The following is an 18,144-nucleotide window of genomic DNA, read 5'->3' as shown; positions in this document are numbered from 1 at the left end:
GCCGCCCCCACCACAGCCCAAGAATAATCTCAGCCTGGATGACATCCATGTTCGACACTTTGCTGATTGCCAACCGCGGCGAAATCGCCTGCCGCGTGGCCGCCACCGCCCGCCGCATGGGCATACGCACCGTTGCGGTGTATTCCGACGCCGACGCCAACTCCCGCCACGTCGCCGCCTGCGACCAGGCCGTGTACATCGGCGGCTCCGAGCCGCGCGCCAGCTACCTGCGCGCCGACGCCATCCTGCAAGCCGCGCGCGACACCGGCGCGCAGGCCATCCACCCCGGCTACGGCTTCCTTTCCGAAAACGAAGACTTCGCGCAGGCCGCCGCCGACGCCGGCATCGCCTTCGTCGGCCCGCCGGCGTCCGCCATCGCCGCCATGGGCAGCAAATCCGCCGCCAAGGCGCTGATGGAAACGGCCGGCGTGCCGCTGGTGCCCGGCTACCACGGCGACAACCAGGACCCGCAATTCCTCAAGACCCAGGCCGACGCCATCGGTTATCCCGTGCTCATCAAGGCCAGCGCCGGCGGCGGCGGCAAGGGCATGCGCGTGGTGGAATCGTCGGGCGCCTTCCTCGACGCGCTCGCCTCCTGCCAGCGCGAAGCCGCGTCCAGCTTCGGCGACGACCGCGTACTGATCGAACGCTACCTGCAAAAGCCCCGCCACATCGAGATCCAGGTGTTCGCGGACACCCAGGGCAACTGCGTCTACCTGTTCGAGCGCGACTGCTCGGTACAGCGCCGCCACCAGAAGGTCATCGAAGAAGCTCCCGCTCCCGGCATGACCGAAGAGCGCCGCCGCGCCATGGGCGAAGCCGCCGTGGCCGCCGCGCGCGCCGTGGGCTATGTGGGTGCCGGCACGGTGGAATTCATCTCCGAACCCGACGGCCGCTTCTACTTCATGGAAATGAACACGCGCCTGCAGGTAGAGCATCCGGTCACCGAAATGATCACCGGGCACGACCTGGTGGAATGGCAGTTGCGCGTGGCCGCCGGCCAGCCGCTGCCGGCGCGCCAGGAAGACCTGCGCATCGACGGCCACGCCATCGAGGCCCGCATCTACGCCGAGAACCCCGAGAAGGGCTTCCTGCCGTCGATCGGCACGCTGGCCTACCTGGGCCTGCCCGCGCACACCGCCTTCGTCAACGGCGACATCCGCGTGGACGGCGGCGTTCGAATGGGCGACACCATCACGCCGTTCTACGACCCGATGATCGCCAAGCTCATCGTGCACGGCGCCGACCGCGACCAGGCGCGCGCGCGCATGCTGCAAGCCCTGGCGCAGACCCAGGCGGTGGGCGTGCAGACCAACGTCGCGTTCCTGTCGCGCCTGATGAAGGACAGCGCCTTCGCCGCGGCGGACCTCGACACCGGCCTCATCGAGCGCCAGCGCGCCACGCTGCTGCCCGAACCCGAACCCGCCGGCGCCGCCGTGCTGGCGCTGGCCAGCGCCGCGGTGCTGGTGCGCCAGGGCCTGGGCGCGCCGGGCAAGGGCAGCGCCGACCCCTGGGACGCCCGCGACGGCTGGCGCCTGGGCGGCCGCTACCACCGCGAACTGCACTGGGTGGACAACGGCACGGCCCGCAAGGCGACCATCGCGCGCGACGGCGCCGCCTGGACGCTGGACTGCGGCAACGGCCCCCAGGCCTTCCTGTGGCGCGCCCACGCCAGCGCCAATCCGAACCTCGCCTACGGCCTGCGCATCACGCTGGACGGCCATGAAAGCGCGGGCACCGTCGTGCTGCACGCCGACCGCGCCCACGTCTTCACCGACGCCGGCTCGCACGCGCTGGAACTCTACGATCCGCTGGCGCATTCGCAGGACACGCAGGGCGAACACGGCGGCGGGCTGACCGCGCCCATGCCGGGCAAGATCATCTCCATCTCGGTCCAGGCCGGCGACACCGTGGAAAAGGGCCAGCCCCTGCTGGTCATGGAAGCCATGAAGATGGAACACACTATCTCCGCGCCGGCCGACGGCAAGGTGGCGGAAGTGTTCTATGCGGTGGGCGACCAGGTGACGGAGGGCGCGGAACTGGTGGCGATCGGCGAATAGCCCATGCCATCGCCGACGGCATCGTCCGATGCCTGAACGGAACGGGGCGGCCCATGGGCCGCCCCGTTCCGTTCGTGCCCGGCGCGCTCCAATCAATTTATGCATTTATCGCAATCATTTATCGAAATAGATTGTCCTTGTTATAAATAGCGGGGCGCTCCTATGCTCTTCTCAACGTCATCCGACAGCAACGAGGAGAGATTCCCATGAGTGCGGTTATGCAAACCCAGGCATCGCCCGTGAGCATGGTGCCGGCCGGGATAGACCTGGTCGAGTACTACTACGAGCGGGGCTTCACCGACGGCTTGCCGGTAGTGCCGCCGACCCGGGAAAAGATCGACGAGATCGTGGCGCGGCTGGGCGGGGACGCCGGCTTCGTGGAAGCCCGCGTCGCCCCGCGCTGGGGCGAGCTGACCCGCGAGGTCCTGGCCATCAACATGGTGATGGCCGGCTGCAAGCCCGAATACGCGCCGGTGGTGCTGGCGGGCGTAAAGGCCATTACCGACCCGGCCTTCAACCTCAACGGCGTGCAGGCGACTACGCACGTGGCCTCGCCCCTGCTGGTGGTCAACGGGCCGATCGCCCGCGAAATCGGCATGAACGGCGGCGTCAACGCCTTCGGGTCCGGCAACCGGGCCAACGCCACCATCGGCCGGGCGCTGCGCCTGATCATGCTCAACGTGGGCGGCGGCTGGCCCGGAGACCTGGACAAGAGCACGCTGGGCCACCCCGGCAAGTACACCTACTGCGTCTGCGAGAACGAACTGCAAAGCCCGCTGGCGCCGTATCACGTGGAACACGGCTACAAGCCCGAGGACTCCACCGTCTTCGCGATGGCGGCCGAGGCGCCGCACAGCGTCACCAACCACATCTCCAACGACCCCGAGGGCATCCTCGACACGATGTGCTCGGCCATGAGCACGATCGCCTCCAACAGCGCGGTGCTGGGCGGCCACATCGCCGTGGTGCTGGGCCTGGAACACGCCCAGACCATCGGCAAGCACGGCTGGTCGCGCGCCGACGTGCGCAACTACCTGTACGTCAACCACGGCAACCGCTTCATCGACCTCGCCTATGGCCACCGTTACGGCAAGGTCTACAACCGCAATCTGCCCAAGTACTACAAGCGCGAAGACGACACCCGCATCCCCATCGTGCACAGCCCCGACCACATCCATCTATTCGTGATGGGCGGCGAGGCGGGCCGCTTCTCGGTACTGATCCCCGGCTGGGGCAGCATGAGCACGCCGGTGCTGCGCGCGATCGACGGCGCGAACGCCGAGAGTTCCGATTGCACCAGCGGCGCCTGCGCCATTTAGCCGGGCATAGCCTACGAAACCAGGAGAGAGACATGTTGATGAATGACGCGGAAAAAGTCGCGGTGTTCGATCCGCGCGGCGCGCTGCGCTTCGAGGATGCGCCGGTCTCGGCGCGCAAAAAGGGCCTGGCCGGCCTGCGCCTGGGCATTCTGGACAACTCCAAATGGAACGCCAACAAGCTGTTGCGCGGCGCCGTCGCCGCCTTGGGCGAAGAGATCGGATTCGCCGAGGTGAACTACTACGTCAAGCACAGCTTCTCCAAGGACGCCGCGCCTGAATTGATCGAGCGCATCGCGGCCGAGAACGACATCGTGCTGACGGCCATCGGCGATTGCGGCTCGTGCTGCTCGGCCTGCGTGCGCGACTCGATCGCGCTGGAACGCCTGGGCCTGCCCAGCGCGGTCATCATCACCACCGAATTCGCGCGCGAAACCGAACTGACGCGGCAGGCCATCGGCATGAAGACGCTGGAGCCCGTCGTGATCGCGCATCCGGTCAGCTCCATCACGGCCGATGAAATCGCGCAGCGCGTGGCGCAGATCAAAGAGCAGGCGCAACAGGTCTGGCTGGGCACCAAAGCGCCGATGGCGCTGCGCGTGGCGCTTCAATAGCGGCGGCGTTCCGTCGCGGCGCGCCTCTCGCGCCGCGGCGTAAACGGGGAGGGGAAAGATGGGCGCACTGTCGCACTTGCGGGTGCTGGACCTTTCGCGCGTGCTGGCCGGCCCCTGGGCCAGCCAGTTGCTGGCGGACCTGGGCGCGGAAGTCATCAAGATCGAGCGCCCGGGCCTCGGCGACGATACCCGCGGCTGGGGGCCGCCGTGGATCAGCGACCCCCAATGGGGCGAAGTGGCGCAATCGGCCTATTTCGCCGGCGCCAACCGCAACAAGAAATCCGTCGCCGTCGACATCGCCACGCCCGAAGGCCGGCGCCTGGTGGCGGCGTTGGCGGCACAGTGCGACGTCTTCATCGAGAACTTCAAGGTGGGCGGACTGCAAGCCTACGGCCTGGACTACGACACGCTGAAACGCCGGCATCCGGGCCTGGTGTACTGCTCCATTACCGGCTTCGGACAGAGCGGGCCCTACGCCGGCCGCCCAGGCTACGACTTCCTGGTCCAGGGCATGGGCGGCTTGATGAGCATCACCGGCCGCGAAGACGGCCAGCCCGGCGCCGGGCCGTTGAAGGTGGGCGTGGCGCTCACGGACATCCTGACGGGCCTGTATGCCACCGCGGGCATCCAGGCAGCGCTGGCGCATCGCGACCGCACGGGCGAGGGCCAGCACGTCGACGTGGCCCTGCTGGACGTGCAGGTCGCCGTGCTGGCCAACCAGGCCATGAACTTCCTGGCCAGCGGCCGCGAACCGGCGCGCCTGGGCAACGCCCACCCCAACATCGTGCCATACCAGGATTTCGCCACCCGCGACGGCCATGTCATCGTCACCGTGGGCAACGACACGCAGTTCCGCAAGTTCTGCGGCGCCCTCGGCCTGCCGGACGTGGCGGACGATCCGCGCTACGCCAACAACACCGCGCGGCTGGCTTCGCGCGACACGCTGATCCCGCTGATCCAGGCGCGGATGGCGCTGCATCCCAGCGCGCACTGGCTGCGCGAGCTGGAGGCGCTGGGGGTGCCTTGCGGCCCCATCAACGGCCTGGCCGAGGTGTTCGCCGATCCGCAGGTCCTGCAACGCGGCATGCGCGTGCCGATGCCGGACGCGCAAGCGGGCTGCGCCGACCTGGTCGGCAACCCGCTGCATCTTTCAGCGACACCCGTGGAATACCGCAGCGCTCCGCCGGTACTGGGCTCCCACACGGAACCGGTACTGCGCGAAGTGCTGGGACTGGCGCCGCAGGCGCTTGCCGAACTGCGGCGCAATGGCGCGATCGCAGTCGGACCCTGAGCTGTTCCCACACAAGAAGGCGACAAGGGAGACAAACCATGGAACCATCCGTTCACGCAAAGGCAGTCGTCAATCCATCCAGGCGCCGCCTGCTTATCGGCGCCGCCGGCGCGGCGCTGGGCACCCTCGGCGGCGGCGCCGGGGCGCTGGCCGCAACCGATTACCCGTCCAAGCCGCTGCGGGTCGTCATCCCCTATCCGCCCGGCGGCCCGACCGATATCGTCGGCCGCATCGTCTCGGCCACGCTCTCCGACAAGCTCGGCCAATCCGTCGTCATCGAGAACCGCCCGGGCGCCAGCGGCATGATAGGCGCCGACATGGTGGCCAAGGCCGCGCCGGACGGCTACACGCTGCTCATCAATGTGTCGGGGCAGTTGATCAATCCTTCGCTGTACACCAACATGTCGCACGATCCGCTGAAGGACTTCAGCGGCATCACCAACCTGGCCTCCACGCCCATCCAATTGATCGTCAGCGCCGATTCCCCGGTGCGCTCGGTGGCGGACCTGATCGCCCTGGTCCGCTCCCAGCCCGGCCGGCACAACTTCGCGTCGTCCAGCAACGGCACGCCCGGCCACCTGGCCGGCGAAGCGTTCAAGGCGGCGGCCAGACTCGACGTCACGCACGTGCCGTACAAAGGCAGCGCCCCCGCGCTGACGGATGTGGTCGGCGGGCAGGTCACCTACATGCTGGACTCCATGCCGTCGTCGATCTCCCTGGTGAAGGGCGGCAAGCTGCGCGCGCTGGCCGTCACCGCGCCGCAGCGCGTGGCCGCGCTGCCGGACGTGCCGACCTTCGCCGAACTCGGCTACCCCACGGTCAATCTCAGCACCTGGTACGGCATGTGGGTTCCGGCGAAAACGCCCCCGGACCTGATCGCGCGCCTTTACAACAGCGTCAGCGGAATACTGCGGCAGCCGGACGTGCGGGCCCGCCTGATCGAGGCGCAGGCCATGCCGATAGGCGATACGCCGGAACACTTCGACGCGTATTGCCGCAGCGAGGCCAAGCGTTATGCGGAACTGGTGAAGCTTGCCGGCATCCGGCTGCAATAGGCCCTAGCGGCGCCGCGAACGCGGCGCAGCAACTACCTGAACCCAATCGCTGCGCAATTGCGCCAGGAAGCCGTTGGCGCTTGGGGTCAGGCCGCGTTCCTTGAGAAACACCACGCCGATCGCCTGGCTCAGCGCCGGCCGGGTCAGCGGCCGCGCCACCAGGTCCGCGCTCAGCGCGGCCGGCACCGCGCCGCCGGGCACGATCGCGACGCCCACGCCCGCCCAGACAAACTGCATCACGGTAGCGAACTGGCTCACGGTCACCGTGTGGCGCAAGGGAACGCCGGCGATCGCCGCATGGCTGTCGATCAGGCGCCGGGTCTGGGCCTCCCGGGGCAACGATACCTGGGCATACGGCGCCAGCGCCTCCAGCGTCACGCCGGCCTGCGCGGACAGCGGATGATTGCGCGGCATCACCACATGAAAGGCCTCGCGGCCCAGCGACACCACCGAGAACTCGTTCGGCACGTCGTCGATATAGGTGATCCCCATATCCGCCACGCCGCTGCGCACGTCGTCCATGACCGTGCCGTGCACGCCTTCGCGCACCTGCAATTCGATGCCGGGGCGCGACTTGCGATACCGGGCGACAATGCGGGGCAATTGCGTGTAGGCCACCGACATCACCGCCGACACAATGCTGCGGCCGCGCAGTTCGTCGGAGATTTCGCGCATGTTCTCCACGGAAATGCGCAGATCGGCCAGCACCCGCTGCGCCAGCGACACGAACTCCTGGCCCGCCGCCGTGGTCTCGACCCGCCGCGTGGAACGATGGAACAGCTCCACGCCCAGCGCTTTTTCCACGCGCTGCACCGTGCGCGTCAACGCCGGCTGGGAAATGTTCATGGTCAGGGCGGCGGCCACGAAGCTGCCGCACTCGGCAACCGTGCAGATCGCCTGCAACTCGCGGGAACTCAGGTCGGGAAGCGCGGCCATGGCTGATTCGCCCGTCGAAGGCGGCGATGCGGAAAATGGAAGTATAGATACCAAGCCGCCATTTCGTGCATAAATGAGCCGGGACTCGCGGGCCCTCTTAGTTTCCCGTCAGCGAATTGTCCCTAGAATGCCGGTTCCGGCGCCCGCCGCGCGCCCGCCATCCAACCCCTCCATGCCCGTCCCCGACTCCCCCAGTCCGCTTTCCCGCCCCGCCTTCCTGCATTTCCTCTGCGCCCGAGTGGGCGCGTCCCTGGCGTTCCAGATCGTGTCCGTCGCGGTGGGCTGGCAGGTCTATGAGCTGTCCGGCAGCGCGCTGGACCTGGGCCTGATCGGACTGGCGCAGTTCCTGCCCATGGCCGTGCTGACGCTGGTGGTCGGCCACGTGGCCGACCGCTACGACCGCCGCAAGATCGTGGCCATCTGCATGGCCATCGAGGCCCTGGCCACGCTGACCCTGGCGGTGGCCGCGCTGCATGGCCTGGGCGGCCGGCCGCTGATCTACGCCACGCTCATCGTCATGAGCTCCGCCCGCGCCTTCGAGGCGCCCACCCTCACGACGCTGATCCCCGCCATCGTGCCGCGCGAATGGCTGCCGCGCGCCACCGCGCTGTCGTCCTCGGGCGGACAGATGGCGCAGATCGCCGGGCCCGCGCTGGGCGGCGTCGGCTACGGCCTGGGCGCGGGCTGGATTTACTGCGTGGCCGCCGCGCTGTACCTGACGGCCTTCGCCTCCATCGCCAGCATGCGCATCGACCGCGCGCCGCCGCGCAAGGAACCGACCACCTGGCGCACGCTGTTCGCGGGCATCACCTTCATCTTCCAGCGCCGCCTGCTGCTGGGCACCCTGTCGCTGGACTTGTTCGCGGTGCTGCTGGGCGGCGCGACCGCGCTGCTGCCCATCTTCGCCAAGGACATCCTCAACGCCGGCCCCTGGGCGCTGGGCGCGCTGCGCGCCGCGCCGGCCTGCGGGGCCGTGCTCATGTCCCTGACGCTGGCCCGGCTGAGCCTGGGCGAGCACGTCGGGCGGCTGCTGTTCGGCGCGCTGATGCTGTTCGGCCTGGCGACCACGGTGTTCGGCCTGTCGACCTCGATCCCGCTGTCGGTGGCCGCCCTGGTGGTGCTGGGCGCGGCCGACTCCATCAGCGTGGTGGTGCGGTCCTCGCTGGTGCAGTTGAACACTCCCGACCATATGCTGGGCCGCGTCAGCGCGGTGAACACGCTCTTCGTCAGCGCGTCCAACCAGCTCGGCGAATTCGAGTCCGGCATGCTGGCCGCCCTGGTCGGCGCCGTGCCGGCCGTGGTGATCGGCGGCGCCGGCACCATGGCGGTGGCGGGGCTGTGGATGTGGTGGTTCCCGGAGCTGCGCAAGCTCAAGAGCCTGCACGCCCCCTGATCCGGCGCCTCAGCGTTCCAGCCCCGCCTTTTTCGCCTGGCTGGCGATCGCGATCATGACGCCGATACGGCGCAGCGGATCGGGCGGCAGCCAGTTCGGCCGCTCGAACGCTTCCAGGTCGTCGAGCATCGGGCTGCGCTTGCCGGCCATCAGTTCGCCCAGCAGTTTGCCGTGGATGGTGCCCTTGATGACGCCCGCGCCGTTGCATCCGACCGCGGCGTAGAGGCCCGGCCGGATCTGGCCGACGAAGGACGCCCCGTTGCCCGTCAGGGCCGTGGACCCGCTCCAGACGTATTCGAAGTCATGCGACGCCAGGTCGGGATAACGGCGCTGGAACGAATCGCGCAGCAATTGCGCCATGCGTTCCAGTGGCTGTTCGGCCTCGTACGAATAGGCGCTGCGGACCATGAAGCGGCCCCCGCGGATGCGGCGCAGCGTGGTGCCCAGGCGGTTGGCGGGAATGACGCCCCACTGGTCGCGCTGGCCCAGCAGGGCCTGCTGCGCCGGGCTCAGGACGGGCGTGACGCCGGCGTAGGTGAAGATGGTGACGAGCCGGCTTCGCAGGAAACCCAGCTTGCGCGCGAACGCGTTGTTCGCCAGCACCACGTTGTCGGCGGTGAACTGGCCGCCGCGCGTGCGCACCGTGTACGGCCCGGCGCCGTCGACTCCCAGCACCGGATTGTTCTCCATGAGCCAGACGTTCTCGGGCAGGGTGTCGGCCAGCCCCCGGATCAGCGCGGCCGGCTGCACGAAGACGTTGTTCATCGAGTGGTACCCGAACTGGTAGTAGCGGGTGCCAAGCTGTTCATGCAAGGCGTCCCGGTCCAGCTCCGTATACGCGACGCCCCAGTCGCGGTACTGCGCCAGCGACGTGCCCAGGTTCCGGCGGCCCAGCTCCGTGGCGGCGGCGTGGTACTTGCCGGCGACGTCCCAGCCGCAATCGAACCCGCCCCGTTGCGCCAGTTCGGCCAGCCAGTCCAGCCCGGACTGGTACATGGCGATCTGCTTGCGGGCGACCTGCAGCGGACTGTGGTGGCCGCTCATGCGGGTGTTGTGCGGCAGGTTGATCAGGAAACCGGAGTTGCGGCCCGCGGAGCCTTCACCGGCCGCGGTCGCGTCCAGCACCAGGATGCGCTCCTGCGGCTGCAGTTCCGCCAGCCGGCGCGCGGCCGCCAGGCCGGTGTAGCCGGCGCCGATGACCACGTGCCTGTAGCGGGTGTGCGGCGGCGCGGCGGCGCGCGGCGCGCGTGCGGGCAGCATGGCGTTCCAGCCCGAGCCGCTCTGGTAAAGAGGATAAGTCTGCGGTTGCCCTGATGGGAGAGACATGATGGCTTCAGTGTTGCTGTTGGCGGATCATTGGTCGGCGCGCGCCTGCAGGCTGCGCATGACTTCGTTCTGCACGATGCCCCAGATCTGCGACTTGAGCTCGATGTAGCGCGGCGAAAGCTGCGCGTCGGCGTTGCGCGGATAGGGCAGGTCGTTGGGAATGTCGCAGGCCACGCGGCCCGGCCGCGCGCTCATGATGACCATGCGGTTGGACAGCAGCAGCGCCTCGTCGATGGAGTGCGTGATGAAAATGATGGTCTTGCCGCTGCGCTCGTAGATGCGCGTAAGCTCTTCCTGCAGCACCTGCCGGGTCATCGCGTCCAGCGCCGCGAAGGGCTCGTCGAGGAGGATGACGTCGGGATCGTTGGCCAGCACGCGGGCGATGGACACGCGCTGCCGCATGCCGCCGGACAGGGCCTTGGGATAGGCGTCCTCGAAGCCTTTCAGGCCCACCATCTCGATGAACTTCTGCGCCGTCGCGCGCCTGTCGGCCGAAGGCACGCCCTTGAGCTTCAAGCCGAAGGCCACGTTCTCGGCCACGGTCAGCCAGGGGAACAGGGCGTACTGCTGGAACACCATGCCGCAATGCGGATCCACGTCGCGCACTTCGCGGCCGTTGACCACGATCCGCCCGGCGCTGGGTTTCTCGAAACCGGTAATGAGGTTGAGCAGCGTGGACTTGCCGCAGCCGGAAGCGCCCAGCACCACCAGGAATTCGCCGCGCTTGACCTGCAAGTCCAGGCCCTGCAGCGCATGAAAGGCGCCGAACGACTTGGAAATGCCTTCAATGGAGATCATCGTATCGTTCTCCGCGTGGTTTATCGCGACCATGCCAGCACCCTGTTTTCAATGATTCGGAAGATCACGTCGGTCACCAGCACGGTGACGCTGATGAGCGCCATGCCCAGCACCACGGTGTCGGTCTGGAAGAACTCCTTGCCGTTCATGATGAGAAAGCCCAGGCCCTCTTTGGCGGCGACCAGTTCGGCGGAAATGACGCAGGTCCAGGACAGACCCAGGATCACCTTGAAGCCGCTGAAGATCTGCGGCAGGCTGGCCGGCAGGATGACCATGCGCATGACTTGCGGGCCGGTGGCGCCGAGGTTGCGGGCCGCGCGGATGAGCAGCGGATCGATGTTGCGCGTGGCTTCTATCACGTACAGCAGCGCCGGCGCGAAGGTGCCCATGAACACGATGCTGTACTTCTGGGTCTCGGTGATGCCGAACCACAGCAGCGACAGCGGAATCCAGCTCATCGACGGCAGCGGCCGCACGAAGGACAGGATGGGATCGAAGGCCGCCCGGGCGCGCAGCGAAGTGCCCAGGAAAATGCCCAGCGGAATCGCCAGCGCGGTGGCGGCGGCGAAACCCACCATGACCCGGCGCGCGGACGCGAGGATGTGGTCCATCAACGCGCCTTGCTCCCACATGCCGGCCATGCGGGCGAAGACGGACGAGGGCGGCGGCAGGAACAGCGCATCCACCCATTGCAGGCGGCAGACGCCTTCCCAGAACAGCAGCAGCGCGATCACGGACACGCTGCTGATCAACAGCAGGTCCGGACGGCGCTGACGGTTTGATGCATTCATCGTTCAATTCCTGGCAGAAAGAAGGGCGGGCGGCGCGCGCCCGCCGGCATATCGGCTTGCGGCGGGAGGCCCCGGCTACAGATAGGCCGAATCGACCCATTCGCGCACCGGCGGCGTCTTGTCGATCTGCCCGTAGCGCACCATCATTTCCGCCAGTTGCTGCAGGCCGTCGATGTACTTGCTGCCGGGAGCCAGCAGCGCCCCCTGTTCCGACGCGCCGTACCAGTCGGCGCCCTTGACCATTTCCAGTTGGTCGGCGGCCGACAGCTTGGTCAGTTCCGTCAGCGCGGCCACCGTGCTCTCCGGTTGAGCGCGCAGTTGTTCGTTGGCGCGGAAGTACGCCTTCAGGAAGCGCTTGACCGTCTCGGGATGCTTGTCCAGGAAGGCCCGGCGCGCGACCAGCACGTCCGGTCCCGGCGTGACGCCGTAGTCCTTGTAGAGCGAGAACTGCGTATCGTCGGCCAGCAGGCGGGCGCCCGGCATGCTGCGGATGGCGTTGAACTGCGGCGTCCATGCGGCCGCCGCGTCGATCTGGCCCGCCTGGAAGGCCGCCGGCATTTCCGGCGCGGGGACGTTCAGCACGGCGACTTCCTTGCCGGCCTTCAGGCCCGCCTGGTCCAGCAGGTTGAGCACCAGCAGGTGCGCGCTGGACGCGAAGGTGACGCCGATCTTCTTGCCCTTCAGGTCCTGCAGGTTCTGGACGCCGTCGCGCACGATCAGCCCTTCGACGCGGCCGAAGTTCTCGGGCACGCCGATGATGGCGAAATGGCGCGAACCGCGCGACATGACCGCCAGCGCGGCCGGGGCGGCGGTGACCGCCATGTCGATGTTGCCCGAGAGCAGGGCGCTGACGCGCGCCGAGGTGGTGCCGAACGATTCCCAGCCCACGTCCAGCCCCTCGTTCTTGAAGTAGCCGGCCTGGATCGCCAGCCAGGCCGGGTAGTGGCCCAGCCACGCCGAACCGCCGTAGCGCACGGCCTGCGCGCCCGCGGCCCACGTCTTTCCGGCCATCGGCAGCGCCAGCGCCGCGGCGCCCATGGCCGCGCCCTTGATGAATCTGCGTCTCGTCTCCTGCATGTCCTTCTCCTTTTTGTCGTCGGGCCGTCCCAGAACGCCCCTAGGGGGCAGCAAACGCACACCGTGTGCGCAGCGTGGGGGCCGTCGTTATCGTCGGGCTATCCTGCGGCGCAAAGCCGCCTGCGCGCGGCGCCTTGTTTTCGCAAGGCGCGTTGCCCAGGCGTTTTGTGCCGGGTCAACAAAGCCGCATCTGCCGCCCGAGCCAGGGCAAATGCGCATTCACTTGCGGGTAGATCTCCGTCTCCAGGGCCTTGCGGCTGATCTGCCAGAACATGTCCGCCATGTCCTCGAATTCGTCCTGCCGCGACACCTGGTGCAGCGTGCGCGCCAGGCCCGGCCCCGGCAGCGGCAGCACGGCCACCTGGTCCAGCCAGGAGCGCCCTTGCAGCAGGCACAGCGGCGTCATCAGCCCCCAGCCCAGATTGGCCGCGATCATCGCCATGACCACGTCGCTGGTGTCGATCTCCAGGAACGGCGGCGCGGTCACGCTGCAGCGGCGCAGGTGGCGTTCGATCATGGCGCCGAAATGCGAACGGCCGCTGAAACGGATGAACGGCGCGGCCTGGGCCACCTGGCGCAGGTCCATGCGCGCGAATTCGTCGGCGCGCGCGGCCGGCACCACCAGCGCGAAGGGTTCGGTCAGAATCGCGCGCCGCGCCAGCCCGTCCACGTCGTCCAGCGCATCGGTGGTGACGATGATGTCCACCTGGCGGTTCAGCAGCGCCTGCGCGTGTCCGTAGGCCAGGCCGGACCACATCAGCACCTGGCTCGCGCTCTGCGTCAGCCGCTTGACGATGGCCGGGCCGGTGGTCGCCGCGAAGGAATCGATCATGCCGATCCGGATGGCGGGCCGGTTCATCAGGTCCGCCTCGCGCACCTGCGAGATCAGCCGGTCCACGTCGTCCACGATCTGCCGCGACTGCCGGTGCAGCGTCACCCCCGCCGGCGTCAGCCGGTACGGCCTGCGCGACCGGTCCAGCACGCGCATGCCCAGCGTGCTTTCGATCTGCGAGATCGTCTGCGACACGGCCGACTGCGTCACGTTCAAGGCCTGGGCCGCCGCCGACAGGCTGTCGGCCGACGCCACCGCGGCAAAAATGCGCAGCATGCGTATGTCTAGGCTGGAATCGTTCTTTAGTGCGCCCATGGTGTCTCCTATCAAGGATGCTAAGAATGCCGGAACCCATGGTCAAAAAATACGGCCAACTTAAGCAAATCTAATAGTCTGCATTAGCGCGGATGAAACGGAGGCCCGTTCAACAGGGTCTCCATTCCCCTCGCCGGTAGCTTCCAGGATTGTTGATACAATAGGAATCATTATCATTTCATTCAACCCATGACGACGCGCCTGCTCCGCTGGCCGCGCGACAAACGTGGATCCAGGGGCACCATGGGGGAGCGTTTCTTCGGCGTGATCGCCGAGGCGTACAAAGCGTGGAACACGGAACTGGTCGGCTTCCTGAACCGCCAGCTCAAGCGCTCGCCGGACACCGCCCAGGACCTGGCGCAGGAGACCTTCGCCAAATGGCTGGCGGCCAGCAACGGCGCCGAACCGCCGGAAAAGCCCCGCGCCTACCTGTACGAGATCGCGCGCAACCTGCTGCGCGACCACTGGCGCCGCGAAGGCGTGCGCGGCGAGCACCTGGCGGCCAGCCTGGACGACCAGGACTTCGCGCCGCAGGCCGGCAGCCTGGCCGCCGACGCGGGAACGCAGCCCGAGGCGCGCGCCGACGTGAACCAGCGCCTGCGCCTGCTGCAGGCCGCCATCGACGCCATGCCCCCGCGCCAGCGCGAGGCCTTCCTGCTTTATCGGTATGATGAGCTGCGTTGCGAGGAGATCGCCGGCCGCATGGGCATTTCGGTGCGTGCGGTGGAAAAGCACCTGCAACTGGCGTTGGCGCATTGCAAGCGCCATGTCCACGGCGAAGCATCATGACCCGATCCCGTCCCCTATCCGCCGTCGAAGAGGCCGCGAGCGCATGGTTCATGCGCCGCCGGGACCGCGCGTCCGATGCCGGCGCCGAACAGGCGTTCCAGGCGTGGCTGGCGCAATCGCCGCTGCATGGACAGGAGTACGAACGCCTGGTCCAGGTCTGGGAAGACATGGCGTCCCTGCCGCGCCCGGCGACGGCGCGCGCCCAGGCGCCCGCGCCCCGGCCGGCGTTCCTGCGCTGGGGCGGAGCGCTGGCCGCCTTGCTGCTGGTGGCCGGCGCGGCCTACCAGTACCTGCCCGTCAGCTATGAATCGGTCGCCAACGCGTCCACCCAGACCCGCAGCCTGGACCTGCCCGACGGCACGCGGATCCACGCCAACGTCGGCACGCGCGTCAGCGTGCGCTACACGCTGGCCGAGCGGCGCATCGACGTGGCCGGCGGCGAGGTCTATATCGACGCCGCGTCCGACCGCCGCCCCCTCGTCGTGACCGCCGGCGGCGCCGAACTGCGCGACATCGGCACCGAATTCAACGTGCTGCTGCTGCCCGACACACTACAGGTCGGCGTGCGCAGCGGGCAGGTGATGCTGGACGCCAGCGGCGCGGACGGCCCCAAGGAACACACGCTGCGGGCCGGCGACACCGTGCTGCTGTCGCGCGCCGGCTGCCGGCTGCTGGGCCGCCAGCAGGTGCCGCCCGGCGAGATCGGCGCCTGGCAGGACGGCGTGGCGGTGGTGCACGACGCCACCTTGCAGCAACTGGCCGGCTACCTGGCCCTGTACCGCGACGCGCCGGTGCGCTTCGCCGACGCACGCGCCCGCGGCCTGCGCCTGTCCGGCACGCTGGACCTGCGCCACCCCGAGGCCTTCCTGGACACGCTGCCCGGCCTGCTGCCCGTGACCTTGACCCGCCGGCCCGACGGCTCGGCGGTGATCGCCAGCCGGTAAACGGCGTCCCCCCTCGCTTGCTAATAATTTTTCTTTCGGGACGTACGGGTTCCGGCGTCTGGCGCGTCTTCCCCTATCAAGATCCACTTCCAGACTGGGGAAAGTCCATGGCGCAACGCCATTTCCGCCGTCGGCTGAACGCCGGCCGTTACACGCTGCTGTGCGCGCTGTCGATGAACGCCGCGCTGGCGGTCCAGGCGCTCGCGCCGTCCGTGGCCCACGCCCAGGGCGCGGCCGCGCAGGCCTTCGACCTGCCCGCCGGAAACCTGGCCGACGCGCTGGTGGCGCTGGGCCGCCAGGCGCAAGTGCAAGTGCTGTTCAGCCCCGACACGGTCGCCGGACGGCAGGCGCCCGCCGTCTCCGGCAAGATGAGCGCCCAGGCCGCCCTGGACCGCCTGCTGGCCAAGAGCGGGCTGGTCGCCGTGCCCAGCGCCACCGGCTTCGTGGTCCGGCCGACGGCAGGTTCCTCGGCCTCCGACGCCACGACCCTCGCGCCGGTCACGGTCACCGGCCGCGACCTCGCCACCACCGAAGGCACGGGTTCCTACACCACCCCCGCCGTCACCCTGGGCAAGAACGCGCAAAGCCTGCGCGAAATCCCGCAATCCATCTCCGTCGTGACGCGCCAGCAGCTCGACGACCAGAACCTCGTGAACCTGGACGACGCCATGCGCACCGTCACTGGCATCACGGTGGAAGCGGGCAGCATCGGCGGCAACCACGGCAACTTCTATTCGCGCGGCTACGCGCTGGACACGATCCAGGTGGACGGCGTGAACACGCCGGCCAGCACCGGCAACGACCTGAGCTCGGGCTTCGGCCTGGCCATCTACGACCGCATCGAAGTGCTGCGCGGCCCCTCGGGCCTGTTCCAGGGCGCGGGCGACCCCGGCGGCACCGTGAACCTGGTGCGCAAGCGCGCGCAGAAGGACTTCGCCTTCAGCGGCCAGGTCATGGCCGGGTCCTGGGACCGCTACTACACCGAGGCCGACATCACCGGCCCGCTGGACAGCGACGGCCGGCTGCGAGGCCGCCTGGTCGCGTCCTACGACGACCGCCGCTCCTTCGTCGACGGCGTCTACACCGAAAAGCCGCTGTTCTACGGCACCCTGAGCTTCGACCTCACGCCCGACACCGTGCTGACCGCTGGCGCCACCTACCAGCAATACAAGGGCCGCCCGTTCTTCGGCCTGCCCGGCTACACCGACGGCGAACTGCTGGACGTGCGCCGCTCCACCAACCTGGACCCTGGCTGGAACCACATCACCGAAGAAATCACCGAATACTTCGCCGACGTGGAACACCGCCTGTCCAACGGCGGCCGCATCAAGGTCAGCGGCATCTACCGCGAACAGGACGAACCCAGCCGCGAATTCGGCTGGTCCGACTGCGCCGTCGACCCGGCCACGGGCGACACTTGCCTGGTCTCGTGGAAATACCGCAGCCACTGGAAGACCTACGGCCTGGACGCCTTCGTCGCCACGCCATTCCAGGCCTTCGGCCGCGAACACGAACTGATCCTGGGCGCCGACTACCGCGACATCCACAAGAACTTCCGCTACGGCGGCGGCGACAACGCCGACATCAACCTGTACCACCCCGACAACGACGTCCCCAAGCCGGACTACGAATTCACCAACGGCAACGACAGCAAGACGCAGCAGTACGGTGTGTATGCGCGCGCCAACCTGCGCGTGACCGACGCCGCCACCATCATCGCCGGCAGCCGCCTGACCTGGTGGGAAAACCGCACCGAGAACCGCAACGCCTACTTCAACCAGTTCACCAACACCAAGAGCGACATCAACGGCAAGTTCACGCCCTACCTGGGCCTGGTGGTGAACCTGAATGAGCAGTTGTCCGCCTACGCCAGCTACACCAGCATCTTCACGCCGCAGACCACCACCGACGCCAACGGCCAACTACTGGACCCGCGCACCGGCAAGCAGGTCGAGATCGGCCTGAAGGGCGAATTCCTGGACAAGCGCCTGAACGGCCACGCCGCGCTCTTCCGAATGGAAGACGAAAACCGCGCCATGACCGACCCGGACAATCCGCTGTTCTCGATGGCCGCCGGCAAGATGCGCAGCCAGGGCTTCGAGGCCGAAATCAGCGGCAGCCCGGCGCCGGGCTGGGACGTCACCGCCGGCTACGCCTACACCGCCACCAAGACCCTGAAGGGCACGGAAGAACAGAAGTCGCAGCAATACGCCTTCATCACGCCGCGCCACACCTTCAACCTGTGGACCAAGTACACCTTCGCAACCGGAACGCTGGAAGGCCTGTCGCTGGGCGCGGGGCTACGCAGCGTCAGCAGCATGTACCGCCTGAACGGCCCGGTGAAATTCGAGCAGCGCCCGTACACCACCGTGTCCGCGCAGGCCGGCTACCGCTTCAACAAGCACCTGGACGCGACCCTGACCGTGAACAACCTGTTCGACAAGGTCTACTACCAGCGCGTGTGGGCGGCCTATGGGTCGAACTACTATGGCGAACCGAGGAGCGTGATGCTGAATCTGCGGGCGACGTATTGACGCCATGCCCAGGCCCTCCCGGGCCGCGTCCAGCAACGGGCCCGGGTCGGAAAAATGTCGGACGCCATTTCTC

15 protein-coding genes are annotated in these 18,144 nt (G+C 68.2%); 9 read left to right on the top strand and 6 right to left on the bottom strand.

Translation table 11 applies throughout. From position 1 onward, the window contains the following. Positions 1 to 47 precede the first annotated feature (47 nt). From AVE30378_RS27425 to AVE30378_RS27405, 5 genes are all read left to right on the top strand, one after another. Positions 48 to 2,060 carry an acetyl/propionyl/methylcrotonyl-CoA carboxylase subunit alpha gene (locus tag AVE30378_RS27425; RefSeq protein ID WP_129245568.1) on the top strand — a complete coding sequence of 671 codons (2,013 nt, stop codon included), beginning with the start codon at positions 48 to 50 and terminating at the stop codon, positions 2,058 to 2,060. A 206-nt stretch (positions 2,061 to 2,266) separates the two neighbouring features. Continuing rightward, a complete protein-coding gene (locus AVE30378_RS27420; protein WP_129245566.1) occupies positions 2,267 to 3,379 on the top strand; it encodes a hypothetical protein in 1,113 nt (370 codons plus the stop codon). Between the two features lie 32 nt (positions 3,380 to 3,411). Continuing rightward, positions 3,412 to 3,990, top strand: a complete 579-nt coding sequence (locus AVE30378_RS27415) for a UGSC family (seleno)protein (RefSeq protein ID WP_129245564.1) — start codon at positions 3,412 to 3,414, stop codon at positions 3,988 to 3,990. A 58-nt stretch (positions 3,991 to 4,048) separates the two neighbouring features. Beyond that, positions 4,049 to 5,281 carry a CaiB/BaiF CoA transferase family protein gene (locus AVE30378_RS27410; RefSeq protein ID WP_129245562.1) on the top strand — a complete coding sequence of 411 codons (1,233 nt, stop codon included), beginning with the start codon at positions 4,049 to 4,051 and terminating at the stop codon, positions 5,279 to 5,281. Between the two features lie 38 nt (positions 5,282 to 5,319). Next, a complete protein-coding gene (locus AVE30378_RS27405; RefSeq protein WP_129245560.1) occupies positions 5,320 to 6,336 on the top strand; it encodes a Bug family tripartite tricarboxylate transporter substrate binding protein in 1,017 nt (338 codons plus the stop codon). 3 nt (positions 6,337 to 6,339) lie between these two features. Here AVE30378_RS27405 and AVE30378_RS27400 read toward each other — a convergent pair whose 3' ends face one another. Then, positions 6,340 to 7,272 carry a LysR family transcriptional regulator gene (locus AVE30378_RS27400; protein ID WP_129245559.1) on the bottom strand — a complete coding sequence of 311 codons (933 nt, stop codon included), beginning with the start codon at positions 7,270 to 7,272 and terminating at the stop codon, positions 6,340 to 6,342. A 172-nt stretch (positions 7,273 to 7,444) separates the two neighbouring features. Here AVE30378_RS27400 and AVE30378_RS27395 point away from each other — a divergent pair, with 172 nt between their 5' ends. After that, positions 7,445 to 8,665, top strand: coding sequence for an MFS transporter (locus AVE30378_RS27395; RefSeq protein ID WP_129245557.1), 1,221 nt, complete (start codon positions 7,445 to 7,447; stop codon positions 8,663 to 8,665). A 9-nt stretch (positions 8,666 to 8,674) separates the two neighbouring features. On the opposite strand, the gene AVE30378_RS27390 is transcribed toward AVE30378_RS27395, so the two are convergent. The 5 genes from AVE30378_RS27390 to AVE30378_RS27370 form a co-directional block, all read right to left on the bottom strand. Next, entirely contained in the window at positions 8,675 to 9,991 is a 1,317-nt protein-coding gene (locus AVE30378_RS27390; protein WP_129245555.1) for an NAD(P)/FAD-dependent oxidoreductase, read from the bottom strand. A 27-nt stretch (positions 9,992 to 10,018) separates the two neighbouring features. Then, positions 10,019 to 10,789 carry an ABC transporter ATP-binding protein gene (locus tag AVE30378_RS27385; RefSeq protein ID WP_425265798.1) on the bottom strand — a complete coding sequence of 257 codons (771 nt, stop codon included), beginning with the start codon at positions 10,787 to 10,789 and terminating at the stop codon, positions 10,019 to 10,021. A gap of 20 nt (positions 10,790 to 10,809) precedes the next feature. Then, on the bottom strand, positions 10,810 to 11,580 hold the full coding sequence (locus tag AVE30378_RS27380; protein WP_129245550.1) for an ABC transporter permease: 771 nt from the start codon (positions 11,578 to 11,580) through the stop codon (positions 10,810 to 10,812). Between the two features lie 75 nt (positions 11,581 to 11,655). Continuing rightward, positions 11,656 to 12,657: an ABC transporter substrate-binding protein gene (locus AVE30378_RS27375; protein WP_129245548.1), complete on the bottom strand. Its 1,002-nt coding sequence runs from the start codon at positions 12,655 to 12,657 to the stop codon at positions 11,656 to 11,658. 175 nt (positions 12,658 to 12,832) lie between these two features. After that, on the bottom strand, positions 12,833 to 13,804 hold the full coding sequence (locus AVE30378_RS27370) for a LysR family transcriptional regulator (protein WP_129245546.1): 972 nt from the start codon (positions 13,802 to 13,804) through the stop codon (positions 12,833 to 12,835). A 243-nt stretch (positions 13,805 to 14,047) separates the two neighbouring features. Here AVE30378_RS27370 and AVE30378_RS27365 point away from each other — a divergent pair, with 243 nt between their 5' ends. The 3 genes from AVE30378_RS27365 to AVE30378_RS27355 all read left to right on the top strand — a co-directional run bounded on the left by AVE30378_RS27365 (position 14,048) and on the right by AVE30378_RS27355 (position 18,071). Continuing rightward, entirely contained in the window at positions 14,048 to 14,593 is a 546-nt protein-coding gene (locus AVE30378_RS27365) for an RNA polymerase sigma factor (protein ID WP_129245544.1), read from the top strand. Next, positions 14,590 to 15,537: a FecR family protein gene (locus AVE30378_RS27360; protein WP_129245542.1), complete on the top strand. Its 948-nt coding sequence runs from the start codon at positions 14,590 to 14,592 to the stop codon at positions 15,535 to 15,537. The genes AVE30378_RS27365 and AVE30378_RS27360 overlap by 4 nt, the downstream gene beginning before the upstream one ends. A 107-nt stretch (positions 15,538 to 15,644) precedes the next feature. Further along, entirely contained in the window at positions 15,645 to 18,071 is a 2,427-nt protein-coding gene (locus AVE30378_RS27355; protein WP_165360319.1) for a TonB-dependent siderophore receptor, read from the top strand. Positions 18,072 to 18,144 lie beyond the last annotated feature (73 nt).

Source organism: Achromobacter veterisilvae, from assembly GCF_900496975.1.
Classification (GTDB): Bacteria; Pseudomonadota; Gammaproteobacteria; order Burkholderiales; family Burkholderiaceae_B; genus Achromobacter; species Achromobacter veterisilvae.
Note: the sequence above shows the minus strand (reverse complement) of the source record. Positions and strands in the feature narration are given on the sequence as shown.